Below are 15838 nucleotides of genomic sequence, written 5' to 3'. Positions count from 1 at the left end.
AACCCTTACTCATATGGGTCGGCCGGACTGTGTGATGGTGTTCCACAATCCGGCCGACCAGTTCAATGAAGATGTTCAGGCAGCGCCAGTCACGGCCCCCGGGCGCTTCAGCGCCAGCTGACCACACGCAGCGCCCGCATCCTTGCCTCGCGAGCGCCGCACACTGACGTCCACTCCGCGCGCCTCCAGGGTGTCGTAGAAGGCCTGGATCTGGTCTTCGGTGCTGCTCTCGAAGCCGCTGCCGTCCCAGGGGTTCATAGGAATCAGGTTGACATGGCTGACTAAGCCCTGCAGCACGTCGGCAAGCAGCTCAGCCTGCCAGAGGTGATCATTGATGCCGCGCAGCATGGTGTATTCCAGGGTGATCCGGCGGCCTGTGACCGCCTGATAATCCCGCGCGGCCGCCATGATCTCGGCAATCGAATTGGCCGCCCCGGTTGGAATGATGCGCTGGCGGGTGTCCTCGTCCGGGGCATGCAGGCTGATGGCCAGCTTGATGCCCAGGTCGTCCTCGGCCGCCAGCTGACGGATGCCCTTGGCGATGCCTACCGTAGACAGGGTCACGCGGCGCTTGCTCATGCCCAGAGCCTGAGGATGCAGCAGGATCCGGGCAGCCTGCATGGTGTTTTCATAGTTCAGCATGGCCTCGCCCATGCCCATGAACACCAGATTGCGGATCTCGCGCGGGCCGATGCCCTCGCCGCCCGCGACGGCCAGCACCTGCGCGACAATTTCCCCAGGGGTCAGGTTGCGCCCGAAGCCCATGGCCCCTGTGGCGCAGAACGCGCAGCGGGCGGGGCAGCCCACCATGGTGGACACGCAGATGGTCTTGCGGTCCAGGTAGGGCATGTACACCGCTTCCATCTGACGGCCGTCGGTCAGGGTAAACAGGTACTTCACGCTGCCGTCTGCGCTGCGGACGGTTTCGATCTCACGGAAAGGATTGAGGTGATAGCTTCGGGCCAGCTCGGCGCGGGCCTCGGCAGGCAGGTTGGTCATGGCATCAAACGTGCCGACTCCCTGCACGAAAACCCACTCCAGCAGCTGGCGCCGCCGGAAGCCCTCCAGAGGATAGGCATCGGGGTGTAGGTCGAGAAGAAACTCCATGCCTGCCAGTCTACGCAGGGACGGTGGAAGGCGCAGGAAGCCGCGTTGCAAAGCGGATGATCTGGCATAAGAGCTGAACCGGATTACCGGACACGCCGGCGGCCAGCCCAGGCCAGTGCCCCGCCGGCCAGCAGCCCCCACACGGCGCTGCCCACACCCAGAAAAGTCACTCCGCTGGCGGTGACCACCAGGGTCAGAAAGGCCGCTTCGCGCCAGGACTCGTCGTTCAGCGCCGTGCTCAGACTGCTCAGCGCCGTTCCTACCAGTGAAAGGCCGGCCAGCGCCGCGATGACAGGTGCAGGAATGGCACCCACCGCGCCCAGCACCCAGCCGGCCCCCAGCGCCAGCAGCAGGTACAGGGCGCCAGCACTGATGCAGGCGACCCAGCGCCGTGAGGGGTCCGGGTGGGCTTCTTTCCCGGCCGCGATGGCTGCCGTGATGGCCGCGAGATTCGTGGTGTGGGCACCGAACGGAGCCGAAAGGAGGCTGGCCACCCCGGTCCAGGTGATCAGTGGCGAGACCGGCACCTGGGCATACCCGCACTGACGCAGCACAGCCACGCCGGGCAACTGCTGCGAGGCCAGCGTCAGGACGGTCAGGGGCAGCGCCAGTGCCAGCATCTTCGCGAGATCAAAGCTGGGCGTCTGGAGGAGAAGGGCTCCGGGGCCACCGTCACTGAGGCTGCCGACCTGTCCTGCCAGGACTGAAAGTAAGGCGCCTGCGACCAGCACTGCCGGTACGGCCCAGCGGGGGAACAGCAGCCGCCCGGCGAGGAAGACCAGAATCATCCCGGCGACCGGCACCGGGGCCGCAGGCACAGCCTGAAACGTTCCCAGGATAAAAGGCAGCAGCACACCCGCCAGCAGAGCACCGGCCAGCGCCGGTGGAATGCGCGACGTCACGGCCTCGAAGGCTCCGGTCACGCCCAGGGCGATCATCACCACTGCGCTCAGGACGCTGGCGCCCAGAACCTCGGGAAAGGTGGCCTGCCCAGTGGCGGCGACGGCCGCAATGACAGCCAGCCCCGGAGTTGTCCAGGCCAGAAGCACCGGGGCCCGGAAACGCCACGAGAGGACCAGGGTTCCCACTCCGATGGCAAGGTAGCTGGAGGTCAGCCAGCTTGCGGTCTGGGTGGCGCTCAGCCCGAAGTCCTGGGCCGCTGAGACCAGCAGGCCAATGCTACTGGCCACACTCACGATGAGGGCCACCACGCCAGCCAGCACCGCCGAGAGCGAGGCGTCACCCCGCAGTCCCGCCAGTCCAGGCCGGCTGACCGCGCTCAAAGGCTGACCGGTGCGGCGCCGCCGCCCACCCACACGCCCTGGGCTCCGTCTCGGGCCGGGGTGAACTGGGCTGTGAGCCGGGCAGGAGCGCCAGGCATCAGTTGGGCGCCGCGAATCACATCACTGGTGTCGGGCAGGAGGCCGGCCACGCTGAGAACTCCCGTCAGGCAGGCGAACATGTTGCTGCTGGCGGCATCTTCGAGAAAGCCCTTAAGCGGGCCGAAGGCACGGAAGCTCACGTCGGCGCGGGCCATGCCGGCGTGCGGCGCCCCGCCAGGCGTAAAGAGCAGCAGCCCGGTCGTTCCTGTCGCCTTGTTGAGTTCGGAGATGTTCTGCTCCTGGGGGACAAACGCAATCAACGTGTCCAGATCCGGGAGCTGAACGGCCAGGTTGGGCCGGCCGGCCGAAGTGATCCACACCGGGCAGGCGTTCAGGCCCAGCGCACTCAGGTCAGCTTCGGTCGCCTGCACCTGCACGTCACCCTGCATGAGCAGCCATTCTCCGCCGCACAGCTGCGCGGCCTGAGTCTCTCCGGCCATCTGTACGTCCAGAGCGTCGGGGACCTGACCCTGCAACGCCGCGAGTGCGGCAATGGCCCCCGAGTCCGAGGCTCCCTTTTCACGGGTAGGGGTAAACAGCCGCAGGGTCACCAGACCGGGTTCCACAGCTTCTACAAAAGCTGTCAGCGGGGTGCCTGTTGTGGCGGCCTGCGTGGACGCCTCGTCTCCGGCAGCAGGCTGTACCGCAACCAGTTTGCCGCCCTGTTCTCCAGGCGGCGCGAACACGCGGTATCGGGCAGGTGGCAAAGGCTGAGTCATGGGGATTATTTCAGCATGCCAGGGGACGGCGGACCTGTTCTTGCCTGGAAGAGCCCGCTGTCTCCGCGCACCCGTTGGGACAAATGGGAAAGCAGGGTCAAATGCTAAAGCAAGCAGGTCTGCCACAGCTGGACCGGCTGACAGTCCGTGTAGTTGCTGCCAGAGGGCTTCGGCCTCTTTCCATCCGGCGCCTGGGACAGCGCTGGATTCTCTGAACCCAGGTGCAGGGCCAGCGGAGGCGCGATCAGTGTATGTTGGCCGCCGTCAGGTTAAAACGGCAGCCGTATATTTTGAACCGTGCGCACATAAGTGTCTTCCCACCGGGAAGATCTGGCAAGGACTGCGGTTTAAGGCGTGCTCTATGCGCTGACCCACTCACGCAACACCTGTTCCAGGTGCTCGTCGTCCAGTTCGTTGTGCTCGGCCAGGGCCTTGATGTGGTCGGTGACGCGCCGCAGGGCATCCTCGCCGTAGTGCAGGCCCAGTTCGCGGGCCTTGTATGCAATGGCGTGCTTGCCAGTTACCTTGCTGGCGGCCTGGATGCGGCGGCCCACGCCGAACACGCCGGGCGGAATGGCTTCGTAGGCGCCGGGATTCAGGTAGATGGCCTTGAGGTGCATGCCGGCCTTGTGGTTGTAGGCGAATTCGCCGGTCAGGTAGTTGTTCCAGGGAATAGGCAGGTCGACCATGCGGGCGACCATGCGGTCAAGTTCCGGCAGCAGTTCCAGGTCGTACTTGTCGATCAGGCCCATCGGGTCAAAGGTGAACATCCGGGCCAGGAAGCCCCCGAGCGGCGTGATCCCGTTGCGCTCGCCGATGCCAAGAATGGTCGTGTCGATGTGCGTGGCACCGGCCTCGACTGCCTCGTAGGCGTTGCTGACCGCGCAGCCGGTGTCGTTGTGGCCGTGAAATTCGATGCCGCATTCGGCGTGAATCACCTTGCGCACTTCGCGGACCAGGGTATAGACCTGACGTGGCGTGGCGACACCTACCGTATCGGCCAGTCCTACGCGGTGCACGCCCATATCCGACACCGCGCGGTACACCGCCATCAGGTCGGTTTCCTCGCTGCGGAAGGTATCCTCAGCGGAAAAGCGGATCTCCAGTTCCGGATGATTGTCCTTGATCCAGCCAATGACGCTCTGGGCGCTGTCAATGATCTGCGCAATGCTTTTGCCATGCGAGAATTCGCGCAGGAACGAGCTGGTGCCGAACAGCAGGTCCAGACCATGCACGCCGGTATCCACGGCGCGCTGCACGTCTTCCATATGGCAGCGGACATGCGTCAGAAACCGCGCCTTGAGGCCCAGACCGGTGAGGAGCCGGATGTCGGACAGAGTCTGGGCGCTGACCATCGGCGTCGTGACCTCGATAAACTCCACACCGAAGGCGTCCAGAGCGCGGGCAATCTCGACCTTGTCGCCGGTCTTGAAGTTGCCGCGTGCAAACTGCTCCCCCTCCCGCAGGGTGGAGTCAATGATGGCCCACGAGTGGGCGGGAATCAGCGGAGCGGGGGAGTCAGTCATATCAACCTCTACCGTGCATTGTCTCCCGGCACTTGATAAATGTCAACTAAAGCGATCAAAATCCTTTCATTTGATATTCGTCTATGAGGACTGGGCTGTGTAGGCGGTGCGCCAAATGGCTGACGGAGAAAGCACATTCATGGTGTACCGTGGCGCGGTATGACTGCCGCGCCCACCTCATCCCCTTCTTCTGAATCGATCCAGTCTCCGGCGCGGGAAATCAGCTCTATCGCCGTGCCGGTAAGCCTGGAAATGGTTATTCAGCTGCTGCTGACCTTCGTGAACCAGGTGATCGTCGGAACGCTGGGTGCTGTCGCTGTGGCTGCGGTGGGCCTGACCGGCAGTCTCAGCTTCCTGTTTTTCATTACCCTGGGCGCCCTGGGCAGCGGGACCAGCATTCTGGTGGCCCGGCGGGCGGGGGCCAGTGACCCGCTTGGGGTCAACCACACGCTGACAGTGGCCCTGGTATTCAGCGGCGTGGTGGCTGGCGTGCTGACGGTGCCAATCGTGCTGGGGGCCAGCAGCCTGCTGCGGCTGGCTGGGGCCGCCCCGGAGGTCACCGCCACCGCCACGCCTTATATGCAGGTGGCCATGCTCTCGTTCGTGCCGGGCATTCTGGGATGGATTCTCAGCGGCGCCTTGCGTTCCCTGGGCCATGCCCGGACGCCCCTGATTGCCACGACCATCGCTGTGCTGGTCGAGGTCGTGGCAGCCTACGGACTGGTATTTGGTACCGGCCCGCTGCCACAACTGGGCGTGGTGGGAGCAGCCTGGGCGCTGGTCATCAGCAATGTCCTGAAAGTGGTGCTGCTGGCCTATCAGGTGTATGGACCGCGCTGCCTGGCCCGCCTGACGCTGCCCAGGCCCGGAACCCGCCGCGGCATCATTGGTCCACTGGTCAACGTCTCGGCTCCACTGGCCTTCACCGAGTTCGCCTGGAGTCTGGGAGGGTTTCTGTACGCGGCTGTGTTTGCGCGCGTGGGCACCGAGGCGCTGGCGGCCAGCCAGATCGTGGGCACCCTGGAAGGCATCTTTATAGTCGGCTCGTTCGGGCTGATGAGCGCGGCCACGGTGCTGATCGGGCGCAGCCTGGGTGCGGGGGATGCTCAGGGTGCCCGGACCTGGTTGCGGCGGATCACCCATGCCGGGCTGATCACAGGAGTGGGCTTCGGGGTGCTGTTCGGTCTCAGTGCTCTGGTGGTACCCGGACTGTTTCCCAAGGTGGGTGCGGAGGTGCACCATATCGCCCTGGTGGGCATTCTGCTGGGCGCAGTCATTCAGGTGGTCAAGGTGCGGAACATGATTGTTGGGGGCGGAGTGCTGCCCGGCGCTGGTGACGGTAAAGGCGTCATCATCGGCGATGTCGTGGGCGCGTTCATTGTTGGCCTGCCGCTGGCGATCTGGCTGGGGCTGTACACGCCGCTGGGTGTGTGGGGAGTGTTCCTGGCGCGTGCTCTGGAGGAGATCGTCAAGGTCTGCGTGTTCGAGTGGCGCCGCCGCCGTATCGACTGGGAGAAGCTTGCCCTGGAGCAGCGCGGTAAGGAACCGGCTCCTGCGCATTGAGCCTGCTGGCTCCAGGCCTCTGCTGCTGGTTTGAGCTGGGTGAAAAGGCTCTTGGGGTTTTCTGTTCGCGCTGAAACGGTCCGGCGTGGAACTTCCGAGCCGGTAGCGTTGCATACAGGTTTAGATCTGGCAGGACTGACCAATTGAAAGCGCTGTGCGACAAGGTCGCACACGTGACCACCCAACCGCAGTCCGTCTGAGACACTCAGGAACGGACCTGATCTCTTCGGCACCTCATTCGTATCACCGAGGGGAGAGTCCGTCGTGTGAAGAGAGCATCATTCCTACTGTGAGTACCAGGCAAAACAATCAGTTTGTGGTGGGTGGAGCCGGTTCCGGTCCTGCTACAGGGATATAGTGTCTGTCTCGCTTGCAAATATGAGGTGTAGCGTGCAGCCGCTGTGGTGGGGTACAGGGAGTGGCGCACGCTGAACAAGCCGGGCTGAACCCATTTGGAGTTCAGCCCGGCTTGTTTGGAAGTTGAGGCTGGTTACAGCGGGGTGGCACCGGCCTGACCTTCAAGCGCCGCACGCAACTGCTGCACGCTCAAAGATTTGGCTGGGGCATCAAGAGCAATCTCGCCGCCTCGGAGCGCAATAACACGCCGACCCAGGTGCAGGGCTTCGTCCAGATGGTGGGTCACGAACACGACTGTCAACTTGTGGGCCCACCAGATGCCCAGCAGTTCGTCGGCGAGGCCGGTACGGGTCTGGACGTCCAGGGCGCTGAAGGGCTCATCGAGTAGCAGGAGTCCAGGCTGGACCGCCAGCGCACGCGCCAGGCTCACCCTCTGGCGCTGGCCACCACTGAGCTCGTGAACCCGGCGCTTCTCGTAGCCCTGCAAGCCCACCTGCCGCAACGCATCTAGCACCCGCGTTTCGCGTTCCGCGCGTGGCAGGCTGCGCAGCCCGAAACCCACATTGCCCGCCACAGTCAGCCAGGGAAACAGCGCGGCTTCCTGCTGAACCAGGGTCAGGCGGGGGTGAGGGCCGTTCAGCGGAGCGTCCGCCAGGCGGATCTGGCCGACCTGGGGGCGCAGAAAACCGGCAAGCAGGCTCAGCAGCGTACTTTTCCCGCTGCCTGACGGCCCAACCACGCACAGGAATTCGCCCGGTTCCACGTGCAGGTCAATGGGGCCCAGGCCAGCCTGACCGCTCCCGTAGCGGAAGGTCACCTTGTCGAGGGTCAGGCTGTCACCCTGGGCACGATCCTGTGCGGCCACCTGACGGTCTGTGCGTGGCGTTTCCATCGTGGCCGTCATTGTGTCACCTCCAGCCCGTAGTCACGTCTGACACGAGTCTCGACCGCGCGCAGCAGGCTGTCGAACAAGCCCCCGATCAGGCCAATGATGATGATGGTGGAGAGCACCAGCGCCACATTGGCAGTGTTGCGCCCGACCTCCAGCTGCTCACCCAGACTTTTGGCTCCGGCAATCAGCAGTTCCCCGCCAACCAGCGCGCGCCAGGCGAAGCTCCAGGCGGTGCGCAGGCCCGTCAGCAGGTTCGGCACCGATGCCGGGAGCAGAACACGCCAGGTTAGGGCCAGTCCGCGGGCTCCCAGGGTCCGGCCCGCGATGCGGAGGGCTGGGGGTACGTTCAGCAGCGCACCTGAAACAGCCAGCGCCACTGGGATGAACCCTTCCAGGATCACCACGAAAAGGACGGCCCGCTCATTGAGCCCGAAGAACAGGATGGCAAACGGCACGAACGCGATGCTGGGGATGCTCTGGAGGCCAGTCAGGTAGGCGCCCAGCGTGGCACGTAAGGGCAGCCACGCTCCCATCAGCAGCCCGGTCAGGCCGCCAAGGACCACGGCGACCAGATACCCCGTGAGAACGCGGCGCAGGCTGCCAGCAATGGCGGCAAGCAGTTTGCCATCCTGTGGACCGGTTCCCCACAGGCCGTAACTGATCTCGGTCCAGACCGCTTTTGGCCCGGGAAACACGTACGGGGGATACAGCTTGAGAATGTCGGTGACCAGCCACCAGATGGCCAGAATCAGAGCCAGGCCGGACACCTGCCAGCTCAACACCTGCCAGCGCGACAGGCCGCGAGTTTCGGGACGGGTCAGATCAGGGTTCAGGCGAGTTGTCACTGCGTCACTTCCGGAAGAACGGTGCGAGGTCCGGCACACTGCGGGCGTATCCGGCGTTGACGTTCAGAATGGCGTATTCGCGCATCGCTTCGGGGTCCAGGATGGTGGTAAACCGGGTCCGGGCAAAGGCGCGTTGCAGGACCCGGACGTCGAGCTTTTCGCCGGTCAGTTTGTCCATTTGCGCATTGACCGCCGTCTGGGCAGCAGCAGGTGACTTGACCAGGAAGGCTACAGCCGACGCGTGTGCCTTGAGAAAGCTGGCGACCAGCGCCGGGTTGGCCTGAGCGAACCGCGCATTGACGATCACCAGGGTCGTGGGGTATTTCCCACCACGCCACACAGTTTTCTCGGTGCCGATCACCCGGTGTCCCTTGGCTTCCAGCGCCGCTCCCCAGGGTTCGGGGACCAGCGCGGCGTCAGCACGCCTGCCTGCAAGGGCACTCACCGTATCCGCCGGGGGCACCGGCACGACCGTAACGGTGCCGCCGTCCGCCCTGGATTTCAGCCCCTGCTCGGATAGGAGGTGCCGCAGGCTGATGTCCTGCGTGTTGCCCAAGCTGGGAACGGCCACGATTTTGCCACTCAGGTCCTTGTACGAGCGGATCGGAGTGTCCTTTCTGGCCACCAGGACCGCACCAGCCTCACTTGCTCCGGCCAGAAACTGGACCGGCATGCCACGCGTTGCAGCGGTGATCGCTGGCCCTGGCCCCACGTACGCGATGTCGATCTGTCCAGCGGCGAAGGCTTCGGTCAATGTGGTTCCGGACGCGAAATGCCGGGGATCAAGCTTGACGTTCCCCAGGGCCTTCTGAAACAGGCCCCGTTCCAGTCCGACCAGTGCAGGCGCATGGGTCAGGTTGGGAAAGAACCCCAGACGTACCGTTGTGGCCTGCTGGGCACTGGTATGAGGAGCCAGGGTCAGCAGGCCAATCAGGGCCAGAAACGCGGTGGGCCGGGAACTTCGGTGCAGTTTCTTCATCACGTCCTCCAGGGGTAGGGGTACGGGTCAAGGGAGACCGGAACGGCTGTGAAAATCCTTTTTCGCAGCCGTCCGGTGAAGAGCGTGAGGGATTAACCCTGGGCGGCGTACGCCTCGCGCAGCACTTCAGCTACCTCGGGACGGGTGAACTCGGCCGGCAGGGTTTCGCCAGCACGCAGCTTCTCGCGGACCTTGGTTCCGCTGAGAACCAGGTGATGACTGGAATCGTGGGGGCAGGTGCGGGGGCTGACCAGCTGCCCGCAGGACTGGCAATAGAAGGTGTGCTCGAACTTGAGAATCTGAATGCCCAGTTCCTGGGGCGCGTAGGCACTGAAGATCTCCTGCGCGTCGTAGGTGCCGTAATAGCTGCCCACGCCGGCGTGATCGCGTCCCACGATGAAGTGGGTCACGCCGTAATTGCGCCGCGACAGGGCATGCAGGATCGCCTCACGCGGACCGGCATAGCGCATGGCGGCCGGGTACACGCTCAGCAGGGTGCGTTCCTGGGGGTAGTAGTTGTCGAGCAGCACTTCGTAGGCCTTGACGCGGGTATCGGCCGGCACGTCGTCACCCTTGGTGGCCCCGACCAGCGGATGCAGCAGCAGGCCGTCAACCAGTTCCAGCGCCACCTTCTGCAGGTACTCGTGGGCACGGTGGATGGGGTTGCGGGTCTGGAAGGCCACCGTGCTGCGCCAGCCACGGGCCTCGATCACTGCGCGCACTTCTGCCGGAGTGCGGTGATGACGGGGAAATGCACCGCGCGGCACGTCGAACAGGGCCACCGGTCCTGACAGGTTGACGTCGCCCTGGGCCAGCAGCGCTGCCACTCCGGGGTGTGCCGGGTCCTCGGTGCGGTACACCTCACGCGCCTCGAAGCTCTTACGGGCCTCAAACTTCTCCTGCACGTCGATCCAGCCGACATCCTGCCCGCCGTGGGTCAGGACCACGCGGCCGCTCAGTTCGCTGGCCTGCTCACGCGTGACCGGCAGCGTGATCGGAATGCTCCAGGGCGTGCCGTCAGCCAGACGCATCCGCTCGATGATGCTGAGGTAATCGGCCTCGCCAACGAAACCGCGCAGCGGCGAGTAAGCGCCGGTGCCCAGCATTTCCAGGTCGGCGGCGCTGCGTTCGCTGAGGGCCAGACGGGGCAGATCCCGCAGTTCTGCCGGATCGAAGTCGTGACCGGGACGGTGCAGGGCATTGACCAGGGTGCCGCCAAGAGGGGTGGGCAGGATGGCAGTTTCGGAAAGCAGGATCGTCATATCAGGAAACCTCGCGCAGCGGTTTTGGCGCACACTGGTGGATAAAAGAACTCAACAATAGGAACGAAAAAAAGAGCACGGATATCAGAGGGCGTTATTGCCGGCCCACAGGCCACACTCGGTCTTGCCCTTACCGGCCCAGCGCCCCGCTCGGGCGTCCTCGCCGGGGCGAACGGCACGCGTGCACGTCCAGCAGCCCACACTCAGAAAGCCGTCCCAGTACAGCGGATTGACCGGAAGATCATTCTGGGTGGCGTACGCTTCGAGCTGTTCACGCGTCCAGTGGGCCAGCGGATTGACCTTGACGCGCACACCTGTTTCGACAAACGGGATGTCGGCGCGGGTGGTGGCCTGTTCACGGCTGCGGGCGTTGAGCAGGGCAGAGGGGGCTTTCTGACGCAGGTGGCTCTGCAGCGGCGCGACCTTACGCACGGCGCAGCAGGCGTCCGGATCGCTGGCGTACAGATCGGAGGGCGTCTGGCCATCTTCCGGGTGGGCCCCGGCATTCAGCGTCACGAAGCTCAGTTCCGGATAACGCTCAGCTAGCCGGTCGCGGGTCTGCAGGGTTTCGGGAAAGTGGTACCCGGTATCGACAAACACAACCTCGCCCCGGTAGCCGGCTCTGACTGCCAGATCCAGCAGCACCACTCCGTTGAGGTTGAAAGCACTGGGCATCACGACGTCCGGGTGGGCTTCCAGTGCCCAGCGAATCACGTCGAGCGGATCAGTCTCGGGACCAAACGCTGGAGCGCTCCGGTCGGCTACACCTCGTTCACCGCGCGGGGCACGGGGCTCGGTGGTCAGAGGCACACCGCCCTGCTCAGGCGTGCGGACCTCGGGACGGTCATTGACGGCAGTCATGCATTCACCCCCAGATGATCAAGCAGCTGCTTAAGCCCGTCTTGCACGCTGATGCGGTCGGTGCGCAGGTGCAGATCCGGATTCTCGGGCGCCTCGTAAGGATCGCTGACCCCTGTGAAGTGCGGGATCTCGCCGGCAAGGGCCTTCAGATACAGCCCCTTGACGTCGCGTTCAGTTACCACGGCCAGCGGGGCGTCCACGAACACTTCCGTGGGGTTGGGCAGGTTGGCCAGTACCTCGCGGCGGGTCTCGGCGTAAGGGCTGATTGCGCTGACCAGGACCGTGACGCCGTGCTTTGCCAGCAGTCCGGCCACGAAGGCGATGCGGCGCACGTTGGTGTCGCGGTCAGCCTTGGTAAACCCCAGGCCCTTGCTGAGGTTCTCGCGCACTGCGTCGCCGTCGAGCAACTCGACCTGTTCACCACGGGCGATCAGTTCCTCGTACAGGGCGCTGGCCAGGGTGCTCTTGCCGGCACCTGACAGACCGGTGAACCAGACGACGCGGCCGGTTCCGACACTTTCACGCTGCAGGGTTGCGGTCATGCGTTCACCAGTTCCTTGGGTCCCAGAACAGCGTCGGGCGTAAAGCGCTCAGGGCCCATGCGGTCGGCGTATTCCACGAAGCTTTCTTCGGGCTGCTTGTTGGCGCTGAAGTCCGCCAGAACAGCTTCGGTGTACTCGTTGAGGCGCTCGGCGGGAACTGCACCCTTGAGCTTGGTGCCGGTGCGCTGGGCCTGACCGATGCTGCCGGCCAGGTGAACGTTGTAGACCTCGTGCACGGTACCGTCGGGGTCGGTCTTGTTCGCTCCCATGAAGCCCAGGTCCGCCACCTGATAGCGGGTGCAGGCGTTGCTGCAGCCAGTCAGGTTGATGGTAAAGGGAACATCCAGCTCCAGGAACTTCGGCTCCAGGTGGTCCACCAGGTTGGCAGTACGCGCCTTGGTTTCGGTCAGGGCCAGGCGGCAGAACTGGTTGCCGGTGCAGGCGATGGTGGTGCCGCGCAGCGTGGTTTTGGGAGCCAGCGCAATCGTTTCGAGTTCAGCGGTCAGCTCGGCCAGATCCTCGGTGCGCACATGGGGGATCACCATGTTCTGGAAGGCGGTGGTACGCAGCACGCCCTTCCCGAAGCGGTCGGCCAGTTCGGCCAGCTTGCGGGCCTTGAGGGGATCAATGCGGCCCACGGTGGTCGCCACGACCACGTAGTTCAGCCCGTCCGCCTGAGGGTTGATGCCCAGTACATCGTTGCCGCCGAAGCGGGCAACCGGTGCGGCAGGGCCGTCCTGCAGTTTGCGGCCCAGGTAGTCGTTCTCGACGATCTCGCGGAACTTCTCGACACCCAGGTCCTTGATCAGGAACTTCAGGCGGCTCTTCTTGCGGTTCTGGCGGTAACCGTGGTCACGGTACGCGGCGGTGATGGCCTGTCCGACCTCCACCACTTCCTCAGGGCGGATAAATACGCCCAGGCGCTTGGCAAGGTGCGCGACTGCACCCAGACCGCCGCCGACCCACACGTCGAAACCGATCTCGCCGTTCACGCGGTGCGCCAGGAAGCCGATGTCGTTGATCATGTGGATGCCTTCGAGCTCAGGCACCGCGGTGATGCTCATCTTGAACTTGCGGGGAAGATCCTGGAAGTCCGGGTTGCCGGTCAGGGTGCCTTCCATGGCGAGGGCAAGAGGCCGGATGTCGATAATCTCGCGGGCGTCCAGGCCAGCCAGGGGCGAGGCGATCACGGCACGCACGGTATCGCCGCAGGCGCCCTTGGGGTGCAGACCCAGCGGCTCAAGGCGTTCGAAGATCTGGGGGATCTTGTCAATGGTCAGCCAGTGAAACTGGAAGGCCTGACGGTCGGTCACGTCCAGGAAGCCACGCCCGTACTCCTCGGCGATGTTGGCCACCTCGCGCAGGGTCGCGCTGGAGAACTCGGCGGTGGGTACACGCACGCGCATCATCAGGAAGCCGTCTTCCTGAGGACGCTGCGGGTATACACCGGCCCACTTCAGCAGATCGATACGCTCGGGGTCGATAAAGCCCTGGGCGGCGTACTGCGGAATCAGGTCAAAGATCTGGAACGGCGGAACTTCTTTTTTCAGGGCTTCAATGTCGCTCATGGATTCAGTCCTCGGGGTGGAAAGGGGCGGTCAGCGGTGAAGCAGGGCGTAACGCATACGGCGGTACTGGAAGTACATCAGACAGCCCACACAGATTTTCTTGGAGAGGTTCAGCGCCGCCAGGGCAATAACGAGAACGCCAAGGACAGCGCCCGCTGCGGTGAGTCCCGACAGCGTCAGAAGAGCTGAGGCCAGCAGAAAGGTGCCGCCCACGCCCTGTGCAAAGTGGTGCGCGCGGGGATCTTCCTCGACAACTTCGGGTTTCAGACCAAACAGCGGTCCCAGCGCCCGGTAAGCGGCGCGCAGGGGAGAGATGTCCGGGCGCAGGGCTCCGGTCAGCATGGCTGCCCCCAGCACCACAGTCAGGACTGGCAGCTTCAGCACGAGTGCCAGCAGGGTGATAGACACCACGGCAAGCTGATTGAACTTCAGCGCGCTGAGGTCGGTGCGGATAGGAGTACGCACGGCAGTGGTGGAGGGCGGCACGATCATCAGACAACAGGATAAACCCTAATAAGATACAAAACAACTCAACTTGTCCATTTGTGTAGATAGCTGCTGAATTCAGCCGCCACCCTCAGGGCTGGATTGAATGCGTCTGGCGCGACGCTGGCAGCTTTTTCTGCTTCTGCATGAGATCAGCAAATCACGACGATTTACCGTCAATGAAGGCTGTTCCCCGGTCGTCACTGCACAGGCGACAGCAGCAATACCCAACCCCTAACGAGTGGTCAGCAGCTATCAGGCCACGCTCGTCTTGCGTCCGTCCGGAGCTCCATGATCTGCTTGGCAGCTAATCCTTCAGCGGTTCCCGAGGTGCGGGGTGCTACGGACGTGTTGTCCGCACCACCGCAGGGGAAAGAAGAGCTCAGTGGCCTTACTGCCCCTGTTGGCGCCGGCCGGCGGTACGCGTCAGGGCCACGCGCCCGAAGTGGCGTAAAAGAGGACGTGTATTACAGCAGATGGTCTACACTCTGGCACGTGAGAACGCATAAGGTTCAGGTGGGCCCGGTCACCCGTGAATTGCCCATCGTGGAAGTCGCTCCAGGGGTCAGCGTTGCCCTGTTCAACATGCTCGGTGACACAGAAGTCACCGAGGCGGCCGGTGCTGAACTGGCCCGGATGCTGCCGCCAGAGGTTGACGTGCTGGTGACGCCAGAGGTCAAGGCGCTGTCGCTGGCGCACGTGATCAGCCGGGAAAGCGGCAAGCCGTACATCGTTATCCGCAAGACACAGAAGCCCTACATGGTGGACCCGGTCGCGCGTGAGGTGGTCAGTATCACCACAGGGAAGCCGCAACTGCTGGTCCTGGACGGCTTTGATGTGTCCAAGATCCGAGGCCACAAGGTCGCCATCGTGGACGATGTCGTGTCCAGCGGCGGGACCCTCCATTCACTGCGGCAGATCATCGAGGAGGTGGGGGGCGAGGTCGCAGCTGTCATTGCGGTCTTTACAGAAGGTCAGGAGCGGCCTGAAGTCACGGCGCTGGGCCATCTCCCGCTGTTTTCCAGTGAGGCCACTCAAGGCTGAACCACTATGACCTCCACTGAGATTGCTGAGCACCGCCGGAACCACGTACTCCGGCGGTGCTCGGTCTCCGTACGGAGATCAGAAAATTGGTTGTCCCAGGCGCTGAGAATGGGGCCCCGAATTTCACAAATGCTCTAGGCTGCTCGGTATGGATTCTCTCATGGTGACCATCGGTGGCGTCAGCCGTACCCTGCCCACTGTCCGCACGGGCAATCTGGGACGCGTACCACTTGTGGAATTTATTGGTGACAGCGAGTTTACCAATGCGGTGGCCCAGGAGATGCTGCGTCTGATTCCGGAAGGGAGTGAGGTCCTCCTGACAGTGGTCACAAATGCGTTGCCGCTGGCCCATGAAATCAGTGACCGCAGCGGGCTACCGTATGTCTGTGTCCGCAAAAAGCGCCGCACCTATATGCAGGATCCTCTGATTCAGGATGTGCCCAGCATGACCATGGGCGTTTCCGAGACACTGTGGCTCGACGGACCACACGCTGCACGCCTGAAGGGAAAGCGCGTGGCTATCGTGCAGGACGTCGTGGCCTCCGGCGGCACGGCGCAGGCCCTTGCGCGCTTCGTGGAACGCGCAGGCGGCAGCGTCAGCGGGTACATCGCCGCCTTCCGCCAGGGACAGACCACGCTGCCGGTTCAGTACCTGCAGGAACTGCCCCTCAGCCTGTAATTTCTGCTGATCAGAGGCCGAGCCAG

Annotated in this window: 15 protein-coding genes; 3 read left to right on the top strand and 12 right to left on the bottom strand. The window is 63.9% G+C overall.

Going from position 1 to position 15838, the window contains the following annotated elements; translation table 11 throughout:
- Nucleotides 1–75 precede the first annotated feature (75 nt).
- The 4 genes from rlmN to lysS all read right to left on the bottom strand — a co-directional run bounded on the left by rlmN (nucleotide 76) and on the right by lysS (nucleotide 4734).
- Nucleotides 76–1107, bottom strand: a complete 1032-nt coding sequence (gene rlmN, locus DEIDE_RS08100; RefSeq protein WP_012693467.1) for a dual-specificity RNA methyltransferase RlmN — start codon at nucleotides 1105–1107, stop codon at nucleotides 76–78.
- 83 nt (nucleotides 1108–1190) lie between these two features.
- Nucleotides 1191–2390: a benzoate/H(+) symporter BenE family transporter gene (locus tag DEIDE_RS08095; RefSeq protein ID WP_012693466.1), complete on the bottom strand. Its 1200-nt coding sequence runs from the start codon at nucleotides 2388–2390 to the stop codon at nucleotides 1191–1193.
- Nucleotides 2387–3208, bottom strand: a complete 822-nt coding sequence (locus tag DEIDE_RS08090; RefSeq protein WP_012693465.1) for a PhzF family phenazine biosynthesis protein — start codon at nucleotides 3206–3208, stop codon at nucleotides 2387–2389. Before DEIDE_RS08090 ends, DEIDE_RS08095 begins: the two co-directional genes overlap by 4 nt.
- A gap of 359 nt (nucleotides 3209–3567) precedes the next feature.
- Nucleotides 3568–4734: a homocitrate synthase gene (lysS, locus tag DEIDE_RS08085; RefSeq protein WP_012693464.1), complete on the bottom strand. Its 1167-nt coding sequence runs from the start codon at nucleotides 4732–4734 to the stop codon at nucleotides 3568–3570.
- Between the two features lie 159 nt (nucleotides 4735–4893).
- Between lysS and DEIDE_RS08080 the strand changes: the two genes are divergently transcribed.
- Nucleotides 4894–6297: an MATE family efflux transporter gene (locus DEIDE_RS08080; protein WP_012693463.1), complete on the top strand. Its 1404-nt coding sequence runs from the start codon at nucleotides 4894–4896 to the stop codon at nucleotides 6295–6297.
- 490 nt (nucleotides 6298–6787) lie between these two features.
- Here the strand turns inward: DEIDE_RS08080 and DEIDE_RS08075 are convergent, their stop codons facing one another.
- The 8 genes from DEIDE_RS08075 to DEIDE_RS08040 all read right to left on the bottom strand — a co-directional run bounded on the left by DEIDE_RS08075 (nucleotide 6788) and on the right by DEIDE_RS08040 (nucleotide 14095).
- Entirely contained in the window at nucleotides 6788–7558 is a 771-nt protein-coding gene (locus DEIDE_RS08075; RefSeq protein ID WP_012693462.1) for an ABC transporter ATP-binding protein, read from the bottom strand.
- Nucleotides 7555–8391 (bottom strand): ABC transporter permease, encoded by an 837-nt coding sequence (locus tag DEIDE_RS08070; RefSeq protein WP_012693461.1) that lies wholly within the window; start codon nucleotides 8389–8391, stop codon nucleotides 7555–7557. Before DEIDE_RS08070 ends, DEIDE_RS08075 begins: the two co-directional genes overlap by 4 nt.
- A gap of 4 nt (nucleotides 8392–8395) precedes the next feature.
- Nucleotides 8396–9370 (bottom strand): ABC transporter substrate-binding protein, encoded by a 975-nt coding sequence (locus DEIDE_RS08065; protein WP_012693460.1) that lies wholly within the window; start codon nucleotides 9368–9370, stop codon nucleotides 8396–8398.
- A gap of 92 nt (nucleotides 9371–9462) precedes the next feature.
- Nucleotides 9463–10632 carry a sulfate adenylyltransferase gene (gene sat, locus DEIDE_RS08060; RefSeq protein WP_012693459.1) on the bottom strand — a complete coding sequence of 390 codons (1170 nt, stop codon included), beginning with the start codon at nucleotides 10630–10632 and terminating at the stop codon, nucleotides 9463–9465.
- Nucleotides 10633–10716: 84 nt separating this feature from the next.
- The gene (locus DEIDE_RS08055; protein WP_012693458.1) at nucleotides 10717–11493 is read right to left on the bottom strand and encodes a phosphoadenylyl-sulfate reductase; all 777 of its coding nucleotides are present in this window, start codon (nucleotides 11491–11493) and stop codon (nucleotides 10717–10719) included.
- Nucleotides 11490–12035, bottom strand: a complete 546-nt coding sequence (cysC, locus tag DEIDE_RS08050) for an adenylyl-sulfate kinase (RefSeq protein WP_012693457.1) — start codon at nucleotides 12033–12035, stop codon at nucleotides 11490–11492. The genes DEIDE_RS08055 and cysC overlap by 4 nt, the downstream gene beginning before the upstream one ends.
- Nucleotides 12032–13603, bottom strand: coding sequence for a nitrite/sulfite reductase (locus DEIDE_RS08045; RefSeq protein ID WP_012693456.1), 1572 nt, complete (start codon nucleotides 13601–13603; stop codon nucleotides 12032–12034). Before DEIDE_RS08045 ends, cysC begins: the two co-directional genes overlap by 4 nt.
- A 30-nt stretch (nucleotides 13604–13633) precedes the next feature.
- A complete protein-coding gene (locus DEIDE_RS08040; protein WP_012693455.1) occupies nucleotides 13634–14095 on the bottom strand; it encodes a DUF4395 domain-containing protein in 462 nt (153 codons plus the stop codon).
- A gap of 489 nt (nucleotides 14096–14584) precedes the next feature.
- On the opposite strand from DEIDE_RS08040, the gene DEIDE_RS08035 reads away from it, so the two are divergent.
- Both DEIDE_RS08035 and DEIDE_RS08030 read left to right on the top strand, forming a co-directional pair.
- Entirely contained in the window at nucleotides 14585–15133 is a 549-nt protein-coding gene (locus DEIDE_RS08035; RefSeq protein ID WP_012693454.1) for a phosphoribosyltransferase family protein, read from the top strand.
- Between the two features lie 148 nt (nucleotides 15134–15281).
- Complete coding sequence (locus tag DEIDE_RS08030) at nucleotides 15282–15812, top strand: phosphoribosyltransferase family protein (RefSeq protein WP_012693453.1); 531 nt, start codon at nucleotides 15282–15284, stop codon at nucleotides 15810–15812.
- Nucleotides 15813–15838 lie beyond the last annotated feature (26 nt).

Source organism: Deinococcus deserti VCD115, from assembly GCF_000020685.1.
Taxonomy (GTDB): Bacteria; Deinococcota; Deinococci; order Deinococcales; family Deinococcaceae; genus Deinococcus; species Deinococcus deserti.
This window is presented reverse-complemented; position numbering and strand designations above follow the sequence as displayed.